Annotated in this window: 23 protein-coding genes; 13 read left to right on the top strand and 10 right to left on the bottom strand. The window is 70.4% G+C overall.

Features of this window, described 5'->3' with window-relative positions:
• The 3 genes from OG392_RS16040 to OG392_RS16030 form a co-directional block, all read right to left on the bottom strand.
• The gene (locus tag OG392_RS16040; protein ID WP_329279894.1) at positions 1–2,094 is read right to left on the bottom strand and encodes a hypothetical protein; all 2,094 of its coding nucleotides are present in this window, start codon (positions 2,092–2,094) and stop codon (positions 1–3) included.
• A 187-nt stretch (positions 2,095–2,281) separates the two neighbouring features.
• Positions 2,282–2,734: a nucleoside deaminase gene (locus OG392_RS16035; protein WP_329279892.1), complete on the bottom strand. Its 453-nt coding sequence runs from the start codon at positions 2,732–2,734 to the stop codon at positions 2,282–2,284.
• Between the two features lie 52 nt (positions 2,735–2,786).
• On the bottom strand, positions 2,787–3,047 hold the full coding sequence (locus OG392_RS16030) for a GntR family transcriptional regulator (protein ID WP_329279889.1): 261 nt from the start codon (positions 3,045–3,047) through the stop codon (positions 2,787–2,789).
• Between the two features lie 164 nt (positions 3,048–3,211).
• On the opposite strand from OG392_RS16030, the gene OG392_RS16025 reads away from it, so the two are divergent.
• Entirely contained in the window at positions 3,212–3,574 is a 363-nt protein-coding gene (locus tag OG392_RS16025; protein ID WP_329279887.1) for a hypothetical protein, read from the top strand.
• Positions 3,571–3,915 carry a hypothetical protein gene (locus OG392_RS16020; protein ID WP_329279885.1) on the top strand — a complete coding sequence of 115 codons (345 nt, stop codon included), beginning with the start codon at positions 3,571–3,573 and terminating at the stop codon, positions 3,913–3,915. Before OG392_RS16025 ends, OG392_RS16020 begins: the two co-directional genes overlap by 4 nt.
• Here the strand turns inward: OG392_RS16020 and OG392_RS16015 are convergent.
• Positions 3,902–4,573 carry a class I SAM-dependent methyltransferase gene (locus tag OG392_RS16015; RefSeq protein WP_329279882.1) on the bottom strand — a complete coding sequence of 224 codons (672 nt, stop codon included), beginning with the start codon at positions 4,571–4,573 and terminating at the stop codon, positions 3,902–3,904. The two genes, OG392_RS16020 and OG392_RS16015, sit on opposite strands and share 14 nt — an antisense overlap.
• A 70-nt stretch (positions 4,574–4,643) precedes the next feature.
• The gene (locus OG392_RS16010; protein ID WP_329279881.1) at positions 4,644–5,282 is read right to left on the bottom strand and encodes a glycine-rich domain-containing protein; all 639 of its coding nucleotides are present in this window, start codon (positions 5,280–5,282) and stop codon (positions 4,644–4,646) included.
• Positions 5,283–5,401: 119 nt separating this feature from the next.
• On the opposite strand from OG392_RS16010, the gene OG392_RS16005 reads away from it, so the two are divergent.
• From OG392_RS16005 to OG392_RS15995, 3 genes are all read left to right on the top strand, one after another.
• The gene (locus OG392_RS16005; RefSeq protein WP_329279879.1) at positions 5,402–6,163 is read left to right on the top strand and encodes a helix-turn-helix domain-containing protein; all 762 of its coding nucleotides are present in this window, start codon (positions 5,402–5,404) and stop codon (positions 6,161–6,163) included.
• A gap of 355 nt (positions 6,164–6,518) precedes the next feature.
• The gene (locus OG392_RS16000; protein ID WP_329279876.1) at positions 6,519–6,710 is read left to right on the top strand and encodes a hypothetical protein; all 192 of its coding nucleotides are present in this window, start codon (positions 6,519–6,521) and stop codon (positions 6,708–6,710) included.
• A 125-nt stretch (positions 6,711–6,835) separates the two neighbouring features.
• Positions 6,836–7,765 (top strand): DMT family transporter, encoded by a 930-nt coding sequence (locus OG392_RS15995; protein WP_329279874.1) that lies wholly within the window; start codon positions 6,836–6,838, stop codon positions 7,763–7,765.
• Here OG392_RS15995 and OG392_RS15990 read toward each other — a convergent pair.
• Positions 7,668–8,552: a LysR family transcriptional regulator gene (locus OG392_RS15990; RefSeq protein ID WP_329279872.1), complete on the bottom strand. Its 885-nt coding sequence runs from the start codon at positions 8,550–8,552 to the stop codon at positions 7,668–7,670. The two genes, OG392_RS15995 and OG392_RS15990, sit on opposite strands and share 98 nt — an antisense overlap.
• A gap of 1 nt (position 8,553) precedes the next feature.
• On the bottom strand, positions 8,554–8,934 hold the full coding sequence (locus OG392_RS15985; RefSeq protein ID WP_329279869.1) for a PLD nuclease N-terminal domain-containing protein: 381 nt from the start codon (positions 8,932–8,934) through the stop codon (positions 8,554–8,556).
• Positions 8,935–9,023: 89 nt separating this feature from the next.
• Here OG392_RS15985 and OG392_RS15980 point away from each other — a divergent pair, with 89 nt between their 5' ends.
• The 3 genes from OG392_RS15980 to OG392_RS15970 are packed head-to-tail and all read left to right on the top strand — an operon-like array spanning position 9,024 to position 12,089.
• Positions 9,024–10,481, top strand: a complete 1,458-nt coding sequence (locus OG392_RS15980; RefSeq protein ID WP_329279867.1) for a menaquinone biosynthesis decarboxylase — start codon at positions 9,024–9,026, stop codon at positions 10,479–10,481.
• A complete protein-coding gene (gene mqnP / locus OG392_RS15975) occupies positions 10,478–11,380 on the top strand; it encodes a menaquinone biosynthesis prenyltransferase MqnP (protein ID WP_329279865.1) in 903 nt (300 codons plus the stop codon). Before OG392_RS15980 ends, mqnP begins: the two co-directional genes overlap by 4 nt.
• Before the next feature lie 31 nt (positions 11,381–11,411).
• The gene (locus OG392_RS15970; protein ID WP_329279862.1) at positions 11,412–12,089 is read left to right on the top strand and encodes a UbiX family flavin prenyltransferase; all 678 of its coding nucleotides are present in this window, start codon (positions 11,412–11,414) and stop codon (positions 12,087–12,089) included.
• On the opposite strand, the gene OG392_RS15965 is transcribed toward OG392_RS15970, so the two are convergent.
• Positions 12,086–12,223: a hypothetical protein gene (locus OG392_RS15965; RefSeq protein WP_167346897.1), complete on the bottom strand. Its 138-nt coding sequence runs from the start codon at positions 12,221–12,223 to the stop codon at positions 12,086–12,088. The two genes, OG392_RS15970 and OG392_RS15965, sit on opposite strands and share 4 nt — an antisense overlap.
• Before the next feature lie 112 nt (positions 12,224–12,335).
• On the opposite strand from OG392_RS15965, the gene OG392_RS15960 reads away from it, so the two are divergent.
• Both OG392_RS15960 and mqnE read left to right on the top strand, forming a co-directional pair.
• Positions 12,336–12,791: an Lrp/AsnC family transcriptional regulator gene (locus OG392_RS15960; RefSeq protein WP_030324379.1), complete on the top strand. Its 456-nt coding sequence runs from the start codon at positions 12,336–12,338 to the stop codon at positions 12,789–12,791.
• Between the two features lie 82 nt (positions 12,792–12,873).
• Positions 12,874–14,052 (top strand): aminofutalosine synthase MqnE, encoded by a 1,179-nt coding sequence (gene mqnE, locus OG392_RS15955; protein WP_055600340.1) that lies wholly within the window; start codon positions 12,874–12,876, stop codon positions 14,050–14,052.
• Positions 14,053–14,103: 51 nt separating this feature from the next.
• On the opposite strand, the gene OG392_RS15950 is transcribed toward mqnE, so the two are convergent.
• Together OG392_RS15950 and OG392_RS15945 are read right to left on the bottom strand one after the other, a co-directional pair.
• Positions 14,104–14,982, bottom strand: coding sequence for an AraC family transcriptional regulator (locus OG392_RS15950; protein WP_329279856.1), 879 nt, complete (start codon positions 14,980–14,982; stop codon positions 14,104–14,106).
• A gap of 80 nt (positions 14,983–15,062) precedes the next feature.
• Positions 15,063–15,596, bottom strand: coding sequence for a GNAT family N-acetyltransferase (locus OG392_RS15945; protein ID WP_329279854.1), 534 nt, complete (start codon positions 15,594–15,596; stop codon positions 15,063–15,065).
• A 166-nt stretch (positions 15,597–15,762) separates the two neighbouring features.
• Here OG392_RS15945 and OG392_RS15940 point away from each other — a divergent pair, with 166 nt between their 5' ends.
• The 3 genes from OG392_RS15940 (at position 15,763) to OG392_RS15930 (ending at position 18,517) form a co-directional block, all read left to right on the top strand.
• On the top strand, positions 15,763–16,023 hold the full coding sequence (locus OG392_RS15940; RefSeq protein ID WP_329279852.1) for a DUF4229 domain-containing protein: 261 nt from the start codon (positions 15,763–15,765) through the stop codon (positions 16,021–16,023).
• A 373-nt stretch (positions 16,024–16,396) separates the two neighbouring features.
• The gene (locus OG392_RS15935; protein WP_329279850.1) at positions 16,397–17,737 is read left to right on the top strand and encodes a dicarboxylate/amino acid:cation symporter; all 1,341 of its coding nucleotides are present in this window, start codon (positions 16,397–16,399) and stop codon (positions 17,735–17,737) included.
• Positions 17,738–17,842: 105 nt separating this feature from the next.
• Complete coding sequence (locus OG392_RS15930; protein ID WP_329279848.1) at positions 17,843–18,517, top strand: TetR/AcrR family transcriptional regulator; 675 nt, start codon at positions 17,843–17,845, stop codon at positions 18,515–18,517.
• Positions 18,518–18,584: the final 67 nt, after the last annotated feature.

The following is an 18,584-nucleotide window of genomic DNA, read 5'->3' as shown; positions in this document are numbered from 1 at the left end:
TCAGACTCCGTCCTCGCGGCCCGGCGGCAGCGAAAGCTCCCGCCAGGCACGGATGTCGCGCGGCCAGTGGGTGGCCGCGTCCCAGAGCGAACCGCTGCCCGTCAGATGACGGCCGGAGAGCCGGCGCAGTTCGTGCGCGAGGCGGTCGGCCACCTCGTCGTCGGGCAGCGCGAGCGGATCGGTCAGCAGCCATACGGCGTGCAGAAGCCGCCGTACGGACAGATGGAGTTCGGTGGTGTCGTGGTCCAGTCCGGGCTGGAGGTCCTCGCCCGTTCCGCCGCTCGCCCCGTCCGCCCCACCCCGGCCGAGGGCGACCGCCCGGCGTGGGTCCGGCCCGGTCCGGCCGTGCTCGCGGGGGTACGGGGCGGAGGCGATGAACCGCAGCCGCTCCAGCCAGCCGAGGACGTCCTGCTCGGGGAAGGTGAGCCGCAGCTGGGTGACGGCCTCCTCGGTGCGGCCGAGGGCCAGGTCGTGATGGAGCCGGTACGGGCCGGGTGCGGGGCCGTAGTGCCGGTGCAGGGTCTCGTGGACGGCGTGCCAGGCCGCGTACCGGGGATGGTCGCCGTCCTCGAAACGGAGGCGGTGCAGGAGCAGGGCGCGCAGCAGCGGGTCGGCGACGAAGTGGCCCGAGCCCGGCTCGGAGGCGGCCCAGTCCTCGGAGCGCAGCTGGTCGCGGACGCGCAGCGCCACGTCGCCGTCCAGGGACTCGCCCTGGAGGCGGGCGTGGGCGAGCATCCGGGCGGACTCCTCGTCGTGGGCGGCGGCGAGCACGGCGTACGGGCCGGGTCGCCGCACCGGGAGGAGTTCGGCGAGCAGGGCGGGGGCGACGGGCACCGGTGGGGTGTCCTCGCGGAGTTCCACGGTCAGGTCGAGCAGCCCGCCCGGGGTGAGACCGGCGCGCAGACGGTCCGGGGCCTCTCCGGCGGCCCGGCCGAGGAGGGCGACGCCGAGCGGGCGGCCCCCGGTCAACCGGTGCACGGCGCGGGCGAGTCCGGTGGGCGTCCGGCCGGCCGGGTCGTGGTGGTCGAAGGCGGAGCGGGTCTGGGAGGGCGAGAGCGGGGTGAGCTCCACGGCGAGGATGCCGGAGCCGACACGGGCGTCGCGCGGGCTGGGCGCCCGGTGCGCGGTCTCGGGCAGCCGGGTCCTGGTGGCGTTCCGCAGCCCCTCGTGCTCGCGGACCCGGGAGGTGGCGAGGACGACGACCCGGTCGCGGCGGCCCTCGGAGCGGGCGCGCAGGATCGGTTCGACGAGCTGGCGTCCGAGCGGTTCGTGGGCGTTGTCGAGGAGGACCAGCGGGCGGCCGATCCGGCCGCCGCGCCGGATCCCCACGTACGGGTGGAGGAGGTCCTCGGTCAGCGCGCCGACGAGGAAGCCCTCGGCCTCGGCGCGGCGCCGGCCGCCCTGCTCGAAGTCGATCGCGAGCTGCTGGAGTCCGGCCTTGCCGCGTCCGCCGGCGTTGCGATAGGCGCCGTACCAGCTCTCCGAGGCACGCTGGAGGCGGCCGAACACCTCCTCCAGGACGGTCTCCACGGTCGCCTCGGCAAGGAGTCCGGCGAGCGGGACCGTGGCCTCGGCGAACGTGGCGGCCAGCTTGGCGAGCACCTTGCCGACCCAGTGGGTGGCCGCGCCCCTGGTCGGGTCGACGGTCGCGAGCAGCGGTCCGAGCCGCTGGAGGTCGCGCCTGGCCCGCTCGTCGTCCTCCTGTGACCAGCCCAGCGAGGCGACCGCGACGAGCCCGAGCGACACCCGGGGGAACCTCACCGGCCGCGCGCCGAGCACCTTCGGCGACAGCTGTACGGCGAGTTCGGCGAGGGCCCCGGTGAGCGGGGTCCAGCCGGGGCCGTGGTCGGCGGGCGGCTCGATGTGCGCGCAGTCGAGGAGCGCCAGCGGCGTGTACCCCTTGTAGCGGTTGCGGACCTCCTTGAGCAGGGCGGTCTTTCCCGTGCCGCGCCCGCCGGTGAAGACGGTGACCGGCGGATCGTCACCGTGCTCGAACGGCACCCGGGAGGCGCCGTGCTTCGTGAGGCCGCTGAGGCGCGCGACCAGTCCGGCATCGTGCAAGGCCGCCTCGCGGCCGTACAGCTCCCTGTCCACGACCTGCTCCCCCGTTGCCCCCGTTGCCCCTGACTACCCCCGTCACAGTCAACTCAAGGATATCGACGGTGTGTTGGGAAAGCGGTCGGCTTTTCGAGTCTGTGCTGGAGGTGTTGCCTCTCCGTGTCCGGACGAGGACGTCCCGCTGCTTCCGGGGCTCGGCGCTGTCCGGCCGGGGCGCCGGCCCTCACGCGTCGCCGATGTCCTCGTGCCAGAGGGCGGGCCGCTCGGCGATGAACTCCCGCATCATCGCGGCGCACGCCGGGTCGTCGAGGACCATCACCTCGACGCCGTGCTCCGCCAGCCAGTCGTGCCCGCCATGGAAGGTCTCCGCCTCCCCGACGACCACCCGAGAGATCCCGAACTGCCGTACCAGGCCGGAGCAGTACCAGCAGGGCGAGAGGGTCGTCACCATCGTCGTCCCCCGGTACGAGCGCTGCCGTCCGGCGGCCCGGAAGGCGGCGGTCTCCGCGTGCGTCGACGGGTCCTCGTCCTGCACCCGCCGGTTGTGCCCGCGCCCGAGCAGTGTCCCGTCGGCCCCGTAGAGCGCGGCCCCGATCGGGATCCCGCCCTCGGCCAGCCCGGCCCGGGCCTCGGCGAGGGCGGTCGCGAGCCAGCGGATTGCCTGTTCCTCGTCCATGGACGGGACTCTTCCCCGGCGAGGCGTCGAACTCACTCCGGGGACTGGCGGGTCACTCCGCCGGGGAGTCACTCTCCCCGGCGACGGGTGTGACGTAGGAGCCCTTGCCCGGAACCGTGTAGATCAGCCCGCGCTCGCGGAGCTCACGCATGGCCCGGCGGCCCGTCAGTACGGCGATGCCGTACTCCTCGGCGAGGCGGCCGGGCGTGGGGATCACGCGGTCGGGCGCGTACTCCCCGGTGGCGATCTTCGAGGCGATCACATCGGCCAGCTGCATGTACAGCGGGCGTCCCGACTGCGGATCAAGGGTCATGGTCCAACGCTAGATAGTCATACAAAGGCACGTTTGGGTGGCTCTAGCTACATCGTGATGCATCACGGTGCATCACGCACTACGGTGAGCGTGAAACGAAGGACCCCGGCGACCGTCCTACCGGCCCCGGGGCATGGCCACCAACTACCAACGGAGTTGATGACGTGCGGAACCCTATCGCGAGCGTACTGGGCCGGGTCTGGATCCCGCTCCTCCTCTGGCTGCTCATGCTGACCCTGCCGCCCACCGGCAGGCACCGGCCCCGGCCGGCCGCCCACCGACGAGCCCGCCGCGCGGCGCGCCCCGTGATCGCCCCCAGGCCGCGTCACCGCGTCCCGACGCGGCGATCTCCGTACGCACAGGAACAGGCGACGCTCCTCGACGGAGCCCGATCGCCCCTGGAACGCCCTTACCTCACGGCCACCTCGGCGCGAGCCGCCCAGCGCGGCCGACGGCGGGCGCTGTGGCTCGCGACGGTCGGGGTGGACGTCGACCGCCGGGACATCCACGCCGGGGGCACCCGATGAGCCGCTGTGGGGCGCGGCGGTCCGTGTTCGCCGTCGCGGACGTGGTGCGGCCGGTGTGGGGCGGTGCGGTCTGCGTGCTCGCCCCGGGACATGAGGGACACCACCGCGACCGGGCGGGCGACGGCTGGTGGGTGACGCCGGAGATCGCCGACGCCGTGTGCCTGTCCCTGCTGACCCGGGCTCTCACGGCCGCCCCGGAGCCGGAGTTCACCTCGCCGCGGTGCGTCGTCGGGCGCCACGACCGCTGCCGCGACCACAGGCCCCGCGACAGCGGCGTGCAGGGGGTCCGCCATCTCGTGTGCGAGTGCCCCTGCCATCTGGCGCTGCCTACGATGCCCTGACGCCCCGGACGAGCAGGGTTCCGGTGCGTCTGCCGTCCGGGGGCGGGATCACTTCGGCCGTCACCTCCGTGAACCCTGCCCGTTGGAGGATCTCGGTCCAGCGGTCGGGCCGGTAGTCCCAGCGCTTCACGTACAGGGGTTCCGCGCCCTTCTCCGGCGATGGCAGCTGGGACGCCTGTGGTCCGTAGCAACCCTCCAGGGCAGGAGGGTTGTGGGAGAACGCGTAGACGCCGCCAGGCGCCAGGCGCTCATGGACCAGCGGCAGCAGTTCGGCGGGATCGGTGAACCAGGCGGCTCCGAAAACCGAGCAGACGGCCTCGAACTCGTACGCGGTGTCCGCGAGGAACTCCTCGGCCGTCTTCTGCCTCACGTCGAGGTGCGGCCAGCGTTCACGGGCTTTGGCCACCTGGACAGGTGAGATGTCCACACCGATCGCCTGGGCTCCCAGCGCGGCTAGGTGGGCGAGATTTCCACCGCTGCCGCAGCCGAGGTCGAGGGCCCGGATGCCGGAGAGGTTGCCAAGGACGTTCGCGTCGGGCCCGTGGTCGGGCCACTGCGTCCAGTTGAACCACGTAGTGGCCCCGGCCGAGTTCGTCTCCTTCCGTCCCTGCCGGGCCGCTCCCCATACGTCCCACGCACTCGCATCCTGTTCGCGCACCCTCGACCTTCCCTACGCTGAGGGCCCGCCCGTCGGCCCGAAGGCCGAGGGGCGGGCGGAATCGACGTGACTACTTCTTGCCGCCCACCGGGCTGTCCGTGCAGCCCGAGTGGCACTGCGTGCAGTCGGCGGCCTCCGGCCACAGCTCCTGGTCCACCTCGAAGCCTGCCGCACGGATCGCGGCCACGGTGCGATCTCGGGCCGCTACGGGGCCGCCCGTCTCGGTCGCGTCGGGGACGCCGGGGTGGTGGTGGATGAACAGGCCCGAGTGTCGGTCGCAGAACTCCTGGTACGCCTGGGTGCGCAGCAGGAACGCGTGCCAGCCCCAGTCGACGTGCTCGGACGGGGACAGCGGTTCGTCGGTCATCGCCCCCGCGATCAGAAACGCGATGGTCTGGCCGATGATCCGCTCGGCCAGTGCCAGGTCTGTGCCCGGGTGGGCCTTGATCACGTCGGTGGTCAGGGCCTGCCACACCTCCGGGGACAGGAGCGTGCGGGGCTCGGTGTAGTGAATCGGGGGATGCTCAAGCGCGATGATCATCGGGAGTTCCTCCTTCGCGGCGGAGCGCTGCAGGCAGCAGCGCGGGCACGTGCAGGCCGGCATCGCGCTGGTCACCATCGGGGGGCCGCCCCCGCCCTCGTACAGGGTTCGGGGCTCGGTTCGAGTCCCATCAGGCTTCGTCGTGTAGGCGTCGATGCGGATCGGCATGGCATCCATCGTCCGCATGACGCCAGGTCATCGCGGCGGCGTAAAGGGCGTCATTCGAGCGTCACTCATGGGCGTCAAATCGGTGTCATTGGGATGTGGTTGAGGCTACCGTCGAAGCTATGACGACTGCCTCGAACGACGTTCTGAGGGCCGTGCGGATCAGCCTGCGCATGAGCCAGGACGACTTAGCCAAGGCTCTTCGCGCAGCCGGTGAAGAGCTGGGCGATCCGAACGAAGCGAGCAAGCGGCTCGTCCAGCGCTGGGAATCCGGCACCAGCCGCGCTCCACGCCCCGTATACGCCCGCGCTCTGGAGTACGTCACGGGGCGACCTGTCGAAGCCCTGGGTTTCGCACTCCCCGTGCCGCAGGCACGTGTCCATTCCGATTCCGCAGGAGGCCACGACATGGACCTCGGCCCAGAAGGCATTCAGGCGCCCACCGCCCCGCAGCCGCTCCCGGACGGTATGAACTACTCGGGTATCTGGCTGTCTCGGTACGAGTTCTTCAGCTCCTCGCGTGACGAGACGTTCGAGGCCAGGCACTACGTCGTACTGCTTCAGCACGGCACTCGACTGACCGGCCAGAGCCTGCCGGGAGCGTCCAGCAACCCGGACAGTCCGCTCACCCTCGATCTCACCATCGATCGCAGCGTAGTCACGGGCTCGTGGACCGAGCAGACCGCCGCCGACGGCTACTACCAGGGCGCCCGCTATCACGGCGCGATCCAGATGCTCGTGGAGCCGACCGGTCGTCGGATGGCGGGCAAGTGGGTCGGCTTCGGCAAGGACTTCGACGTCAACACAGGCCCGTGGGAGCTGAGGCTCGTCGACACCTCCACGTCGAAGGCGACGCTCCGGAGCTACGGCCGCGCTCCGGACTAGCAGCCGCTTCCGGTCGGCGCCCCGGGCCGGCCGGCAGCGGTAGCCCGCAGGGGCAGGGCGGCCCTGCCCCTCCGGGACGTCCCGCATCAGGTGGTCGCATCGTCCGGAGGTACGTGGCGGAGCCGTCCCCGCCCGTCCGGCACCAGGGGTGCGAGGTTTCGTCGGCGGGAGGATCGCCGTCTCCGCCGGGGCCGGTCGGCCGTCCTGCGGTGGAGTTCCGGCCCCTCCGCCGATCGGCTGACGGTCGGGGTCCCACCGGCCCGGCGGCGGGAGGCCGGGCGGTTCGTGGCCTTGGCTTACGGGGTGCTCCGCCCGTCGGCGGAGCGTTCCGCCGCACTACCGAGAGGTGTCCTCCATGCGTTCCCTGCTGACCGCCCTCGCCACCGGTGTCCTCGTCCTCGGCGCCGCCGGCGTCGCGAGCGCCGACGTCACCGTCGAACTGGAGCCGGAGGCCTCGCACACCGTCGTCTTCGGGGACTGGCTCCAGTTCGCGCACGACGACGTGTTCAACGCGGGCCACGACAACACCGTCGGCTCCGACAACTGAGCCTCCCCCGGACCGCCGCGCCCGCGGCGGTCCGGGAGCCCCATCGGCCCGGCCGATCGGGGTCATCGGCAGGTCCCCCCACTGGCTCGTGGACCCGGCCCCGGGCCGCTCGTAGCGTCGTCGTCATGAGAAACGAGACCAGGGGAACCGTCGAACTCACCCTCGCCATGGTGCTCTCCGGCACCCTCGGCATCTTCGTCGTGGAGTCGGGGGCGTCCCCCTTCAACGTCGTGTTCTTCCGGTGCCTCTTCGGGGCCGCCGCCCTCGGCGCGTACAGCCTGGCCCGCGGGTACTTCACCGGGCACGGCCTCACCCCGAGGAAGTTCGGGCTCGCCGCGCTCGGCGGGGTCTTCATCGTCTTCAACTGGGTGCTGCTCTTCGAGGCGTACGAGGCCACCTCGATCTCCTTCGCCACCGTCGTCTACCACACGCAGCCGTTCTTCCTCGTGGTGTTCGGCGCCGTGCTGTTCCGGGAGCGGATCACCGCCGCGAAGTTCGGCTGGCTCGCCGTCGCGTTCGCCGGGCTCGTGCTCGTCTCCGGGATACGGCCCGGCGACACCGCCTCGCTCAAGGGGCTCGGTCTCGCGCTCGGCGCCGCCGTCCTCTACGCGCTCTCCACGATCGTCACCAAGCGGATCACCGGGGTACGGCCGCATCTGGTCGCCCTCGTGCAGGTCCTCGTCGGGCTTCCGCTGCTGCTCCCGTTCGCCGACTTCGGCGCCGCGTCGAAGCCGGGCACCGGCTGGGGCTGGCTGGTCGGGCTCGGCCTGATCCACACCGGGCTGATGTACGTCCTCATGTACGCCGCCTACGCCGAGCTGCCCACCGCCAAGATCGCCGTGCTGGCCTTCACCTACCCCGCCGTCGCCATGGGCGTCGACTGGGCCGCGTACGGGCATCACATCGGGATCGTCCAGGCGCTCGGCGTCCCGCTGATCGTCCTCGCCAGCCTCAAGGTCACCCTCGCTGCTCGGACACCAGCCGCCGCGCCTGCTCCACGAACAGGCGGACATGTGCCGGGAGCCGCTTCCCCCGTCGCCACGCGAGTTGGGTGAAGAGGGTGAACGGGACCTCCCAGGGGAGTTCCACCAGGGTCCCGGCCGCGAGTTCCCCGTCGACCGTCACCCGGGGGAGCAGCGCCACGCCGAGACCCGCCGCCACCCCGCGCTTCGTCGCCTCGATCGTGCCGAACTCCATGAACGGCGGGGACCACCGCGCCAGCTCGCGCTCGAAGAGGTCGCGGTACGGGCAGCCCGGTTCGGTGCCCACCAGCTGCGCGCCCGCCACCTCGGCGGCGGTCAGCTCCGTGCGGCCGGCCAGCGGATGGGCCGGGCCCGCCACCAGGACCAGCGGTTCCGGGGCCAGGACCTCCGACTCCAGGCCCTCGTGCTCCGTCTCCGGCTCCATCAGGAAGCCGACGTCGTACGTGCCCTGCCGCAGGGCCTGCCGGGTCTCGTCGCCGAGGGTGGGACGCAGGGTGAGGCGCACCCCCGGGTAGCGGTGGTGGAAGTACTCCAGGAGCGGTGGCAGCCGGTACGAGGTCAGGGACTCCATCGTGCCGACGGCGATCGTGCCCGCGGGGTCCGCCGTCGCCGCCACCGCCGTACGGGCCTCCTCCGCGAGCTCCGCCATGCCGCGGGCGTACGGCAGCAGGCGCTCGCCGGCCTCGGTGAGGCGGATGCGGCTGCCCAGGCGCTCGAAGAGCTCCACGCCGAGGGAGGTCTCCAGGGACCGGACCTGGGCCGTCACGCTCGACTGGGCGTAACCCAGTTCCGTCGCGGCCCTCGTGAAGGAGAGGACCGTCGCCACCTTCTCGAAGGTGGCGAGGAGCCGGAGCTCCATGTCAGGGCTTCTCGGGGGCGGCGTCCCCACCGTCCTGCTCGCGCTTCCGCAGCTCGTCCTCCCGGCGGCGGAGGTCCGCCTCCCGCTCCTCCAGGGCGGCCTCCTCGTCCTTCGGCCCGCTCTTCTCCTCGCGCAGGGACTTCAGGAAGTCGGGGTTGTCGTCGGGGGCGATCCAGCCGCCCGAGCCGCCCCGGACCGTCCTGTGCCGTTCCTTGCCCGCGAAGATCCAGCCCACCGACCCGACGATCGGGAAGAGGAGGATCACGATCACCCAGATCACCTTCGGCAGATGCCTGACCTCGTCCTCCGGGGTGTTCAGGCAGTCGATGAAGGCGTAGATCAGCAGCGCCAGCGGCAGGATGAACATCAATGCCCTGAGCATGCGGGACAGCCCCCTGGAAGCAGAGATGGGGCTCGTTTCGACCGCCCCGGTGACAGGTCCAGCGTAGCCCGTGGCGGATACTGGCCCCTATGGCTTACGACGATCTCCGCTCGCTGCTCAGGGCCCTCGAGCGCGAAGGCGACCTCAAGCGCATCAAGGCCGAAGTCGACCCGTACCTGGAGGTCGGGGAGATCGTCGACCGGGTGAACAAGGCGGGGGGTCCGGCGCTTCTCTTCGAGAACGTCAAGGGTTCCGCGATGCCCCTCGCGATGAACGTCTTCGGGACCGACCGCCGACTCCTCAAGGCCCTGGGCCTGAAGTCGTACGGCGAGATCAGCGAGAAGATCGGCGGGCTGCTCAAGCCCGAGCTTCCGCACGGTTTCGTCGGTGTCCGCGAGGCCTTCGGCAAGCTCGGCTCCATGGTCCACGTGCCGCCGAAGAAGGTGAAGTCGGACGCCGCGCCCGTGCAGGAGGTCGTGCTCACCGGGGACGACGTCGATCTCGACCTGCTTCCCGCGCTCTTCACCTGGCCCAAGGACGGCGGCTCCTTCTTCAACCTGGGCCTCACGCACACGAAGCACCCGGAGACCGGGGTCCGGAACCTCGGGCTCTACCGGCTCCAGCGGCACGACAAGCGCACCATCGGCATGCACTGGCAGATCCACAAGGACAGCCGCAACCACTACGCCGTCGCCGCCGCGAAGGGCGAGCGGCTGCCGGTCGCGATCGCCTTCGGCTGCCCGCCGGCCGTCACGTACGCCTCCACCGCCCCGCTGCCGGGTGACATCGACGAGTACCTCTTCGCCGGCTTCGTGCAGGGCAAGAGGATCGAGATGGTCGACTGCAGGACCGTCCCCCTCCAGGTGCCCGCGCACGCCGAGGTCGTCGTCGAGGGCTGGCTCGAGCCGGGAGAGATGCTGCCGGAGGGTCCCTTCGGCGACCACACCGGCTTCTACACGCCGCAGGAGCCCTTCCCGGCGCTGAAGATCGACTGCATCACGATGCGGAAGCGTCCGCTGCTCCAGTCGATCGTCGTCGGCCGGCCGCCCACCGAGGACGGTCCGCTCGGCCGTGCGACGGAGCGTTTCTTCCTCCCGCTGCTCAAGATCATCGTGCCGGACATCGTCGACTACCACCTGCCGGAGTCGGGCGGCTTCCACAACTGCGCGATCATCTCGATCGACAAGAAGTACCCGAAGCACGCGCAGAAGGTCATGCACGCCATCTGGGGCGCGCACATGATGTCGCTGACCAAGCTGATCGTCGTGGTCGACAAGGACTGCGACGTCCACGATCTGCACGAGGTGTCCTGGCGGGCCCTCGGCAACACCGACTACGCCCGTGACCTCACCGTCGTCGAGGGTCCGGTCGACCACCTCGACCACGCCTCCTACCAGCAGTTCTGGGGCGGCAAGGCGGGCATCGACGCCACGAGGAAGCTGCCCGAGGAGGGCTACACCCGGGACGGCGGCTGGCCGGACATGGTCGAGTCGGACCCGGCGACGGCCGCGCTCGTGGACCGCCGCTGGAAGGAGTACGGGCTGTGACCACGGCCGCTGTCCCCGGCGCCCAGCCGGGGCGAACGAAGGCGTTCCTGCGCCTGGTGATGATCGAGCACTCGGTGTTCGCGCTGCCCTTCGCGTACACCGCCGCGCTCACCGCGATGTACCTGACGGACAGGAACATCCACTGGTGGACGCTGTTCCTCGTGACCGTCTGCATGGTGGGTCTGCGGACCTTCGCCATGGCCTGCAACCGGATCATCGACCGCGAGATCGACGCGCGTAACCCGCGCACCGCCCAGCGCGAGCTGGTGACCGGTGCCGTGTCCGTGCGCTCGGCGTGGACCGGGGCCGGGATCGCCGTCGTCGTCTTCCTCGGCGCCGCGGCCCTGCTCAACCCGCTCTGTCTGGCTCTCGCGCCGCTCGCCGTCATCCCGATGGTCGTCTATCCGTACGGCAAGCGGTTCACCAACTTCCCGCACGCCATCCTCGGTCTCGCCCAGGCCATAGGGCCGATCGGCGCCTGGCTCGCGGTGACGGGGGAGTGGTCCTGGGACGCGGTGATCCTGGGGCTCGCGGTCGGCGTCTGGATCGGCGGCTTCGACCTGATCTTCGCCTGTCAGGACGTCCAGGCGGACCGGGCCCACGGCGTGATGTCCGTCCCCGCCCGCTTCGGGATCCCGGCCGCGCTGTGGGGCGCCCGGGCCTCCGCGGTCGTCACCACGGGACTGCTCGTCTGGTACGCCCTCGCCACCGGCGCCGGTGTCTTCTTCTGGGTCGGGCTCGTGATCGTGGTGGCCGCCTTCTGCTACGAGCACTCGATCGTGAAGCCGCACGACCTGTCGCGCCTGAACCGGGCGTTCTTCACGGTGAACGGCTTCATCGGCATGGCGCTGTTCGTGTGCGCCCTCCTCGACCTGCTGGTCCGCGGGCTCACCCCGTAGCCCCGGCGGGATGACGGATAGGCTCGTCGGCATGAACGACGGCAAGCGCACCCCTTGGGTGGTAGGGGTTTCCGGGGCGTCGGGCACGCCGTACGCCGCAGCCGTGCTCCGGGGGCTCCTCGCCGCGGGGGAGAGCGTCGACCTCGTCGTGTCGCGGGCCTCCCGGCTCACGCTGCTCGACGAGACGGGCATCTCCTTCCGCGACGCGCACTGGCGCGAGGACCTGGCGGTCTGGCTGGCGCGCGGCGCGGACGGGAAGCCGGACACGTTCGACGTGGCGGACGCCCTCGGCGACGTGCGGTACTGGGCGGCCGGCGATCTGGCCGCGGGGCCGTCCTCGGGGTCGTACCCGGCGAAGGGGATGCTGATCGTGCCGGCCTCGACCGCCGCGGTGGCGGGAGTGGCACTGGGGCTTTCGAAGGATCTGCTCCAGCGGACCGCGAGCGTGACGCTGAAGGAGCGGCGGCCGCTGGTCGTCGCCGTGCGGGAGACCCCGCTGAACGGGCAGACGCTCAAGCACATGGTGGCGCTGGACGAGGCGGGAGCCGTGGTGCTGCCCGCCTCTCCGGCGTTCTACGCGGGGGCGACGCACATCCAGGATCTGGTGGACTTCGTCGCCGGGCGGGTGCTCGACGCGGCAGGGGTGCCGCATCGGCTGTACCGCCGGTGGGAGGGAGAGCTCGGTGGAGCGACCCCCCGGTCGGATTAGCGCTTCTTGGCGTGCTTCTTGTCGGCACGCTTCGAGGCGGCGGTCGGCTGGTGGGCACGCGAGCGGTTGGCCAGGTCCTGCAGCTCGCGCATGCGTGCGTAGGCCATCTCGATCGTGTACACGGTGAACACCACTCCTGAAAGATCGTCTTTGATCAGCTGAAAGATTCACAGGGCCTCTCCCCTGTGTACCTTAGATTCTATACCTAAACTCGCGGTATCGCTGGACAATGGAAGGTTCCTCCCTATGGACGCCGTGGACAGGCAGCTCATCCAGGCTCTGCGTGAGAACGGCCGCGCCTCGTACGCCGAACTCGGCCGGCTCGTCGGGCTCTCCGGCCCCTCCGTCACCGACCGCATCAACCGCCTTGAGGCCGCCGGAGTGATCACCGGCTACCGCGCCACCGTCGACGCCGCCTCGCTCGGCCTCGGCGTGACCGCCCTCATCGGCATCTCGCTCTCCGACGCGGCCGACCACGAGGACGTGGCCCGCCGGCTCAAGGACCTCGCCGAGATCGAGGACTGCTGGTTCATCGCCGGCGACGACTCGTTCATGCTCAAGGTGCGCGTCAGTGACGTCGACGGCCTGGAGAAGACGATCCGCCGCCTCAGCGGAACCAAGGGCGTCTCCCGCACCCGGACGACGATCGTGCTCTCCACGAAGTGGGAGAACCGGGTCGGAGAGCTGCCCGAGGAAGGCTGACGGATCGGCTGAGAGTACGGTGAACGACGTAGCAGAAGCAGTAGAAGAAGTCTGATTTCGGAGAAAAGGGAGACGCCCGGAGATGACTGCATCCATCAAAGATGTAGGGCTCAAGCGCGAGCTGGAGCAGAAGGTCCGGGACGGTGAGCGGCTGAGCCGTGAGGACGGCATCGCCCTGTACGAGTCCGACGACCTCGCCTGGCTCGGCGGTCTGGCCCACGAGGTCAGGACCCGCAAGAACGGCGACGTGGTGCATTTCAATGTCAACCGGCATCTGAACATGACCAACGTCTGCACCGCCTCCTGCGCCTACTGCTCGTTCCAGCGCAAGCCGGGCGAGAAGGACGCGTACACCATGCGCATCGAGGAGGCCGTGCGCCTCGCGAAGGCCATGGAGAACGAGAACCTCACCGAGCTCCACATCGTCAACGGGCTGCACCCCAACCTGCCCTGGCGGTACTACCCGCGCTCCCTCTCCGAGCTCAAGAAGGCCCTGCCGAACGTCTCGCTCAAGGCGTTCACCGCCACCGAGATCCACCACTTCGAGACCATCTCGGGCATGTCCGCCTCCGACATCCTCGACGAACTCATCGAGGCCGGCCTGGAGTCCCTGACCGGCGGCGGCGCCGAGATCTTCGACTGGGAGGTCCGGCAGCACATCGTGGACCACCGCACCCACTGGGAGGACTGGTCCCGGATCCACCGCCTCGCGCACGAGAAGGGGCTCAAGACTCCCAGCACCATGCTGTACGGGCACATCGAGGAGCCCCGGCACCGCGTCGACCACGTGCTGAGGCTGCGTGAGCTCCAGGACGAGACCGGCGGCTTCCAGGTCTTCATCCCGCTGCGCTACCAGCACGACTTCGTCGACATGCAGGACGGCAAGGTCCGCAACAAGCTGCAGGCGCGCACCACCATGGCGACCGGCGCCGAGGCCCTGAAGACCTTCGCGGTCTCCCGGCTCCTCTTCGACAACGTGCCGCACGTCAAGGTCTTCTGGGTCATGCACGGCGTCCAGACGGCACAGCTCGCGCTCCAGCACGGCGCCGACGACATGGACGGCTCGGTCGTCGAGTACAAGATCACGCACGACGCCGACAACTACGGCACGCCGAACAAGCTGGGCCGCGAGGACCTCCTGGAGCTGATCCGCGACGCCGGCTTCCGCCCGGTCGAGCGGAACACCCGGTACGAGATCATCCGCGAGTACCCGGGCCCGGACGCGGAGCGGCGCGAGACGCCGCAGGCGATGCGGTTCTGACCCGCTCGTGACGAGGCGAAGGGCCGGTGGGGACTCCCACCGGCCCTTCGCTCATCCCGCCGTGTGTTCCACCGGGATCCACAGCTCCGCCCGTGCCGTCTTCCAGTCCTCCGACGGGTGGATGCTCATGATCTCGGGGCCCGGCCTGATGGCGTACGGGTTGGACGGGAACCACTGGGTGAAGATGTCCCGCCACAGGTACTGCACGGCCTCCGGCAGCGGGCCCTCGTTCTCGAAGACCGCCCAGGCGCCGGCCGGCACGTCGAGCACCTCGAACTCCGCCGGGACCTCGGCGTCGCTCACCACCGCGTGCCAGTAGTCGAGCCGGGCGCCCTCCTCCCGGCTGTCGCTCAGGTGCACGACCGCCGAGACGACTCCCCGGGGCTCCTGGTCCGAGAGCCGCCCGAGCCGCTCGATCGTCTCCTGGCCGAGGGACCGGATGTGCGCGGCGATCGCCGGGTTCTCCCCCTCGTGGACCAGGGGCACGCGGGCCTTCCGCCCGACGACCCGGAGGTCCTTCTTCTCCACGACCCTGTACCGCATGCTGCTGTTCCCTTCGACGACGAGCCGGAAGGACATCCGCGGCTGGGCGTTGAGCGCGGCTCCCGTGCGGCGGGCCTCGCCGGGGCCGACCCCGTGCACCGCGCGGAACGCGCGGGCGAAGGCCTCCCCGGAGCCGTAGCCGTGACGCACCGCGATCTCCAGGAGCGTCCGTTCCCCGGCGAGCACCTCGGCGCCCGCGACGGTGAGCCGCCTGCGCCGTACGTACTCGGACAGGGGCATGCCGGCCAGCGCCGAGAACATGCGCCGGAGGTGATGCTCCGAGGTCGTCGCGATCCGGGCGAGTTCGGCCGGGTCGAGGTCGCCGCGGAGTTCCGTGACGAGGTGCTCCTCGATGTGGTCGAGTGCCTGGTTGAGCCGCTCCAGCACGTGGTCCGTCCTTCCCTTTCCTTGTCCTCACCGTAGGAAGCGGTCAGGTGCCCGGACCCGACATCCTGTGTCCGGTCCGGTCAGGTCAGGGGCAGCAGCATGATGATGTCGTCACGGTCGTCGCCGGGGGCGACCCGGATCGCGTCGGGGACGCGGCCGACCTCCTTGTAGCCGCACTTGGCGTAGAAGCCGTCGACGCCGGTGCCGCCCCGGCAGGTCAGCCGGACCGCCTCGATGTCCTCGAAGCCGGCGCCGGTACGGGCGGTCCGCTCGACCGCGGCCATGAGATCGCGGCCGTATCCCCTGCCCTGGTGCCGGGGGTGGACCATCACCGTGTAGAGCCACACCCAGTGCTTCATCAGGGGGTGGGTGTTGAAGGTGAAGAACGCGGTGGCGGCGACCGTGCCGTCCGCGTCGAAGCCGACGAGCAGCCGGGTACCGCCCTCGCTCATCGCCACGAGGTGCTTGAGCAGTGAGGGGCGGATCTCGTCGGGAGTGACGGGCGGGACGAAGCCGACCGCGCCGCCCGCGTTGGAGACATCGGCCCAGAGGGAGAGCACGCCGTCGCGCAGAGCGGGGTCGATCGCCGGATCCACCTCGAAAGTAAGGGCCATATGGTGAGCTTAGCTATTACGCTCGCGGTGCTCAAGAGGGATCTCCGGGGTGGGCGGGAGGCCCGGCCCCCGGGTGCCCCCGGGGCCGTGCTTCACTGGAGGGGCTCTTGTCCCGTATGGGATCTTGGGAACTTTTCGGAACGTCGGAACGGAAGAGTGGGCTGACATGCTCCGCTACACGCTGATGCGGCTCGGCATCTTCGCCGGATGCTTCCTCGCCCTGTGGGGTCTCGTCTACGTCGGCGCGCTGCCGCGCGGACTCGGCGACTCGAACCTGCTCTGGGTCCTCGTCCTCTCCATCGTCATCTCCGCCCCGCTGAGCTTCGTCCTCCTGCGCAAGGTGCGCGACGAGGCGAGCGCCGAAGTCGTGGCGAGGGTCGACCGCGCGAAGGGCCGCCTGGCCGCGAACCAGTCCCAGGAGGACTAGCCGACGCCGTCGCCGCCCGTAAAGGCCGCGTAAGCTTGCTCACAGATCATCCGCCCCGGGCGGGAGCTTCCAAGGCTCCAGCCTGGGGCGTTCTGCGTTTCGGAGGCGAAAGGGGGATCGGGCTACCCCAAAGAAGAGCTTTGAGGTTCTCAAAGTTCAAGTGTTAACGTGTTCGACATGACGACAGCTGTGCGCCCCTCTCATGCCGCGAGCACCCCGCTCGTGGCGCGCCTGCACGTCGATCTGTGCCGCTGTATGTCCGCGGTCTGTTGCCGCGGGGTCTGACCCGGCATCATGCAGCGGCCCGCGTGAAAACGCGTGTGTGCCGCACCCCCGTCCCGTATTGCCCGATACGCACCTGTGGAGTGTGTCTGTGTCCGCGTCCGCGACCACACCCGAGAAGCGGTCCCCCGCTTCCTCGCGCATACCGAAGTTCCCCTTCTGGGCCCAGATCATCGCCGGTCTGGTCCTCGGCGCCCTGCTCGGCTGGATCGCCCGCAGTCAGGACGTCTCCTGGCTGAAGGAGACCCTCGGTCAGGTCGGCGACATCTTCGTCCAGCTGCTGAAGCTGGCCGTCGCCCCGCTCGTCTTCTTCGCGATCCTGGTCTCGATCACCAACCTGCGGAAGGTGAACAACGCCGCCAGGCTCGCCACCCGCACCCTGCTCTGGTTCATGATCACCTCGCTGATCGCGGTGGCCATCGGCCTCGCCATCGGCCTGATCACCAACCCGGGCGCCGGCACCGGCCTCACCCCGCAGGACGGCAAGCTGCCGAAGCGCGAAGGCTCCTGGATCGACTTCCTGACCGGCATCATCCCGACGGACGTCATCACGCCCTTCACCGAGCTGAACGTCCTCCAGATCGTCTTCATGGCCGCCGTCGCCGGCATCGCCGCCCTCAAGCTGGGCGACCGGGCGAAGCCGATCCTCACGCTCTCCGAGTCGATCCTGGAGCTGCTCCAGAAGGCCCTCTGGTGGGTCATCCGCCTCGCCCCGATCGGCACCATCGGCCTCATCGGCTTCGCCATCGCCGACTACGGCTGGGACCTCATCGGCAAGTACGCGACCTTCACCGCCGACGTCTACATCGGCTGCGCCCTGGTCATGTTCGGCGTCTACCCGCTGCTGCTCGCGACGGTCGCCAAGGTCAACCCGGTCCAGTTCTACAAGGGCGCCTGGCCGGCCATCCAGCTGGCCTTCGTCTCCCGCTCCTCGGTCGGCACCATGCCGGTCACCCAGAAGGTCACCGAGCGCCTCGGCGTCCCGAAGGAGTACGCCTCCTTCTCCGTCCCGTTCGGCGCGACGACCAAGATGGACGGCTGCGCCGCGATCTACCCGGCGCTCGCCGCGATCTTCATCGCGCAGATCTTCGACGTGCAGCTCGGCATCGGCGACTACCTGCTGATCGCCTTCGTCTCGGTCATCGGCTCGGCGGCCACCGCCGGCCTGACGGGCGCGACGGTCATGCTGACCCTCACCCTCTCCACCCTGGGCCTCCCCCTGGAGGGCGTCGGCCTCCTGATGGCGATCGACCCGATCCTGGACATGATGAGGACGGCCACGAACGTCGCGGGCCAGGCGCTGGTGCCGGTGATCGTCTCCGCCCGGGAGAAGATCCTCGACCTGACCGCGTACGAGAACGCCTCGTCGTCCCCGATCGACGACCTGGCCGACAGTCGCGAGACCCAGGAGAAGGTCGCGGTCGCGGCCTGACCTCCCTCGCACACACCCTCCGTGCCCCCTGCCCCCGTCCGGGCAGGGGGCACGTAGGCTTTCGGCGGGGCAGCCGGGGGATCTTGGGAGCAGGGGTGGGTCGCCATGGCCGGTGGGGCTAAGGCGCGGCGGTTGCCGCGGGGCGTGCGGGAGCGGCAGATGGTGGACGCGGCCGTGCGGTGCTTCGCGCGGAGCGGGTACCAGGCGGCGTCCATGGACGAGATCGCCGAGTCGGCCGGGGTGTCGAAGCCGCTCGTCTATCTGTATCTGCACTCCAAGGAGGAGCTCTTCACCGCGGTGATCCGGCGGGAGGCGCAGGCGCTGCTCGGGGTCGTGGCCGAGGCGGTCGTGGACCGGAGGGTGCCGCCCGACGAGCGGTTGTGGGCGGGGCTGATGGCCTTCTTCACCTTCGCCGCCGAGCATCCGGACTCCTGGACGGTGCTCAGCCGGCAGGCGCGGACGCACGGGGAGCCGTTCGCCGGGGAGGCGGCGCGGATGCGGGAGGAGATCACGGCGTTCGTCGCGGGGCTGATCGGTGAGGCGGCGCGGGAGGCGCCGGGCGGTGCCGGGATCACCGGGCGGGACGTCGACGCGCTCGCGCAGGCGCTCGTCGGGTCCGCCGAGTCGTTGGCGAGCTGGGCCAACGAGACCCCGGGGGTGTCGGCGAGGGAGGCGGCCGCGACGCTGATGAACTTCGCGTGGTCCGGTCTGGGGAACCTCATGAAAAGCGAGCGCTGGTCTCCCCGCCGGCCCTTACCTGGCAGTAAGGTTACCGGCTAGTCAGGCAGTTGCGGGATACGCAACGTACCGGCGTACGGCGGTGGTTCACCGTCGCGCGGGAGCAGTT

Origin of the sequence: Streptomyces sp. NBC_00691 (genome assembly GCF_036226665.1) — a bacterium.
Taxonomy (GTDB): Bacteria; Actinomycetota; Actinomycetes; order Streptomycetales; family Streptomycetaceae; genus Streptomyces.
This window is presented reverse-complemented; position numbering and strand designations above follow the sequence as displayed.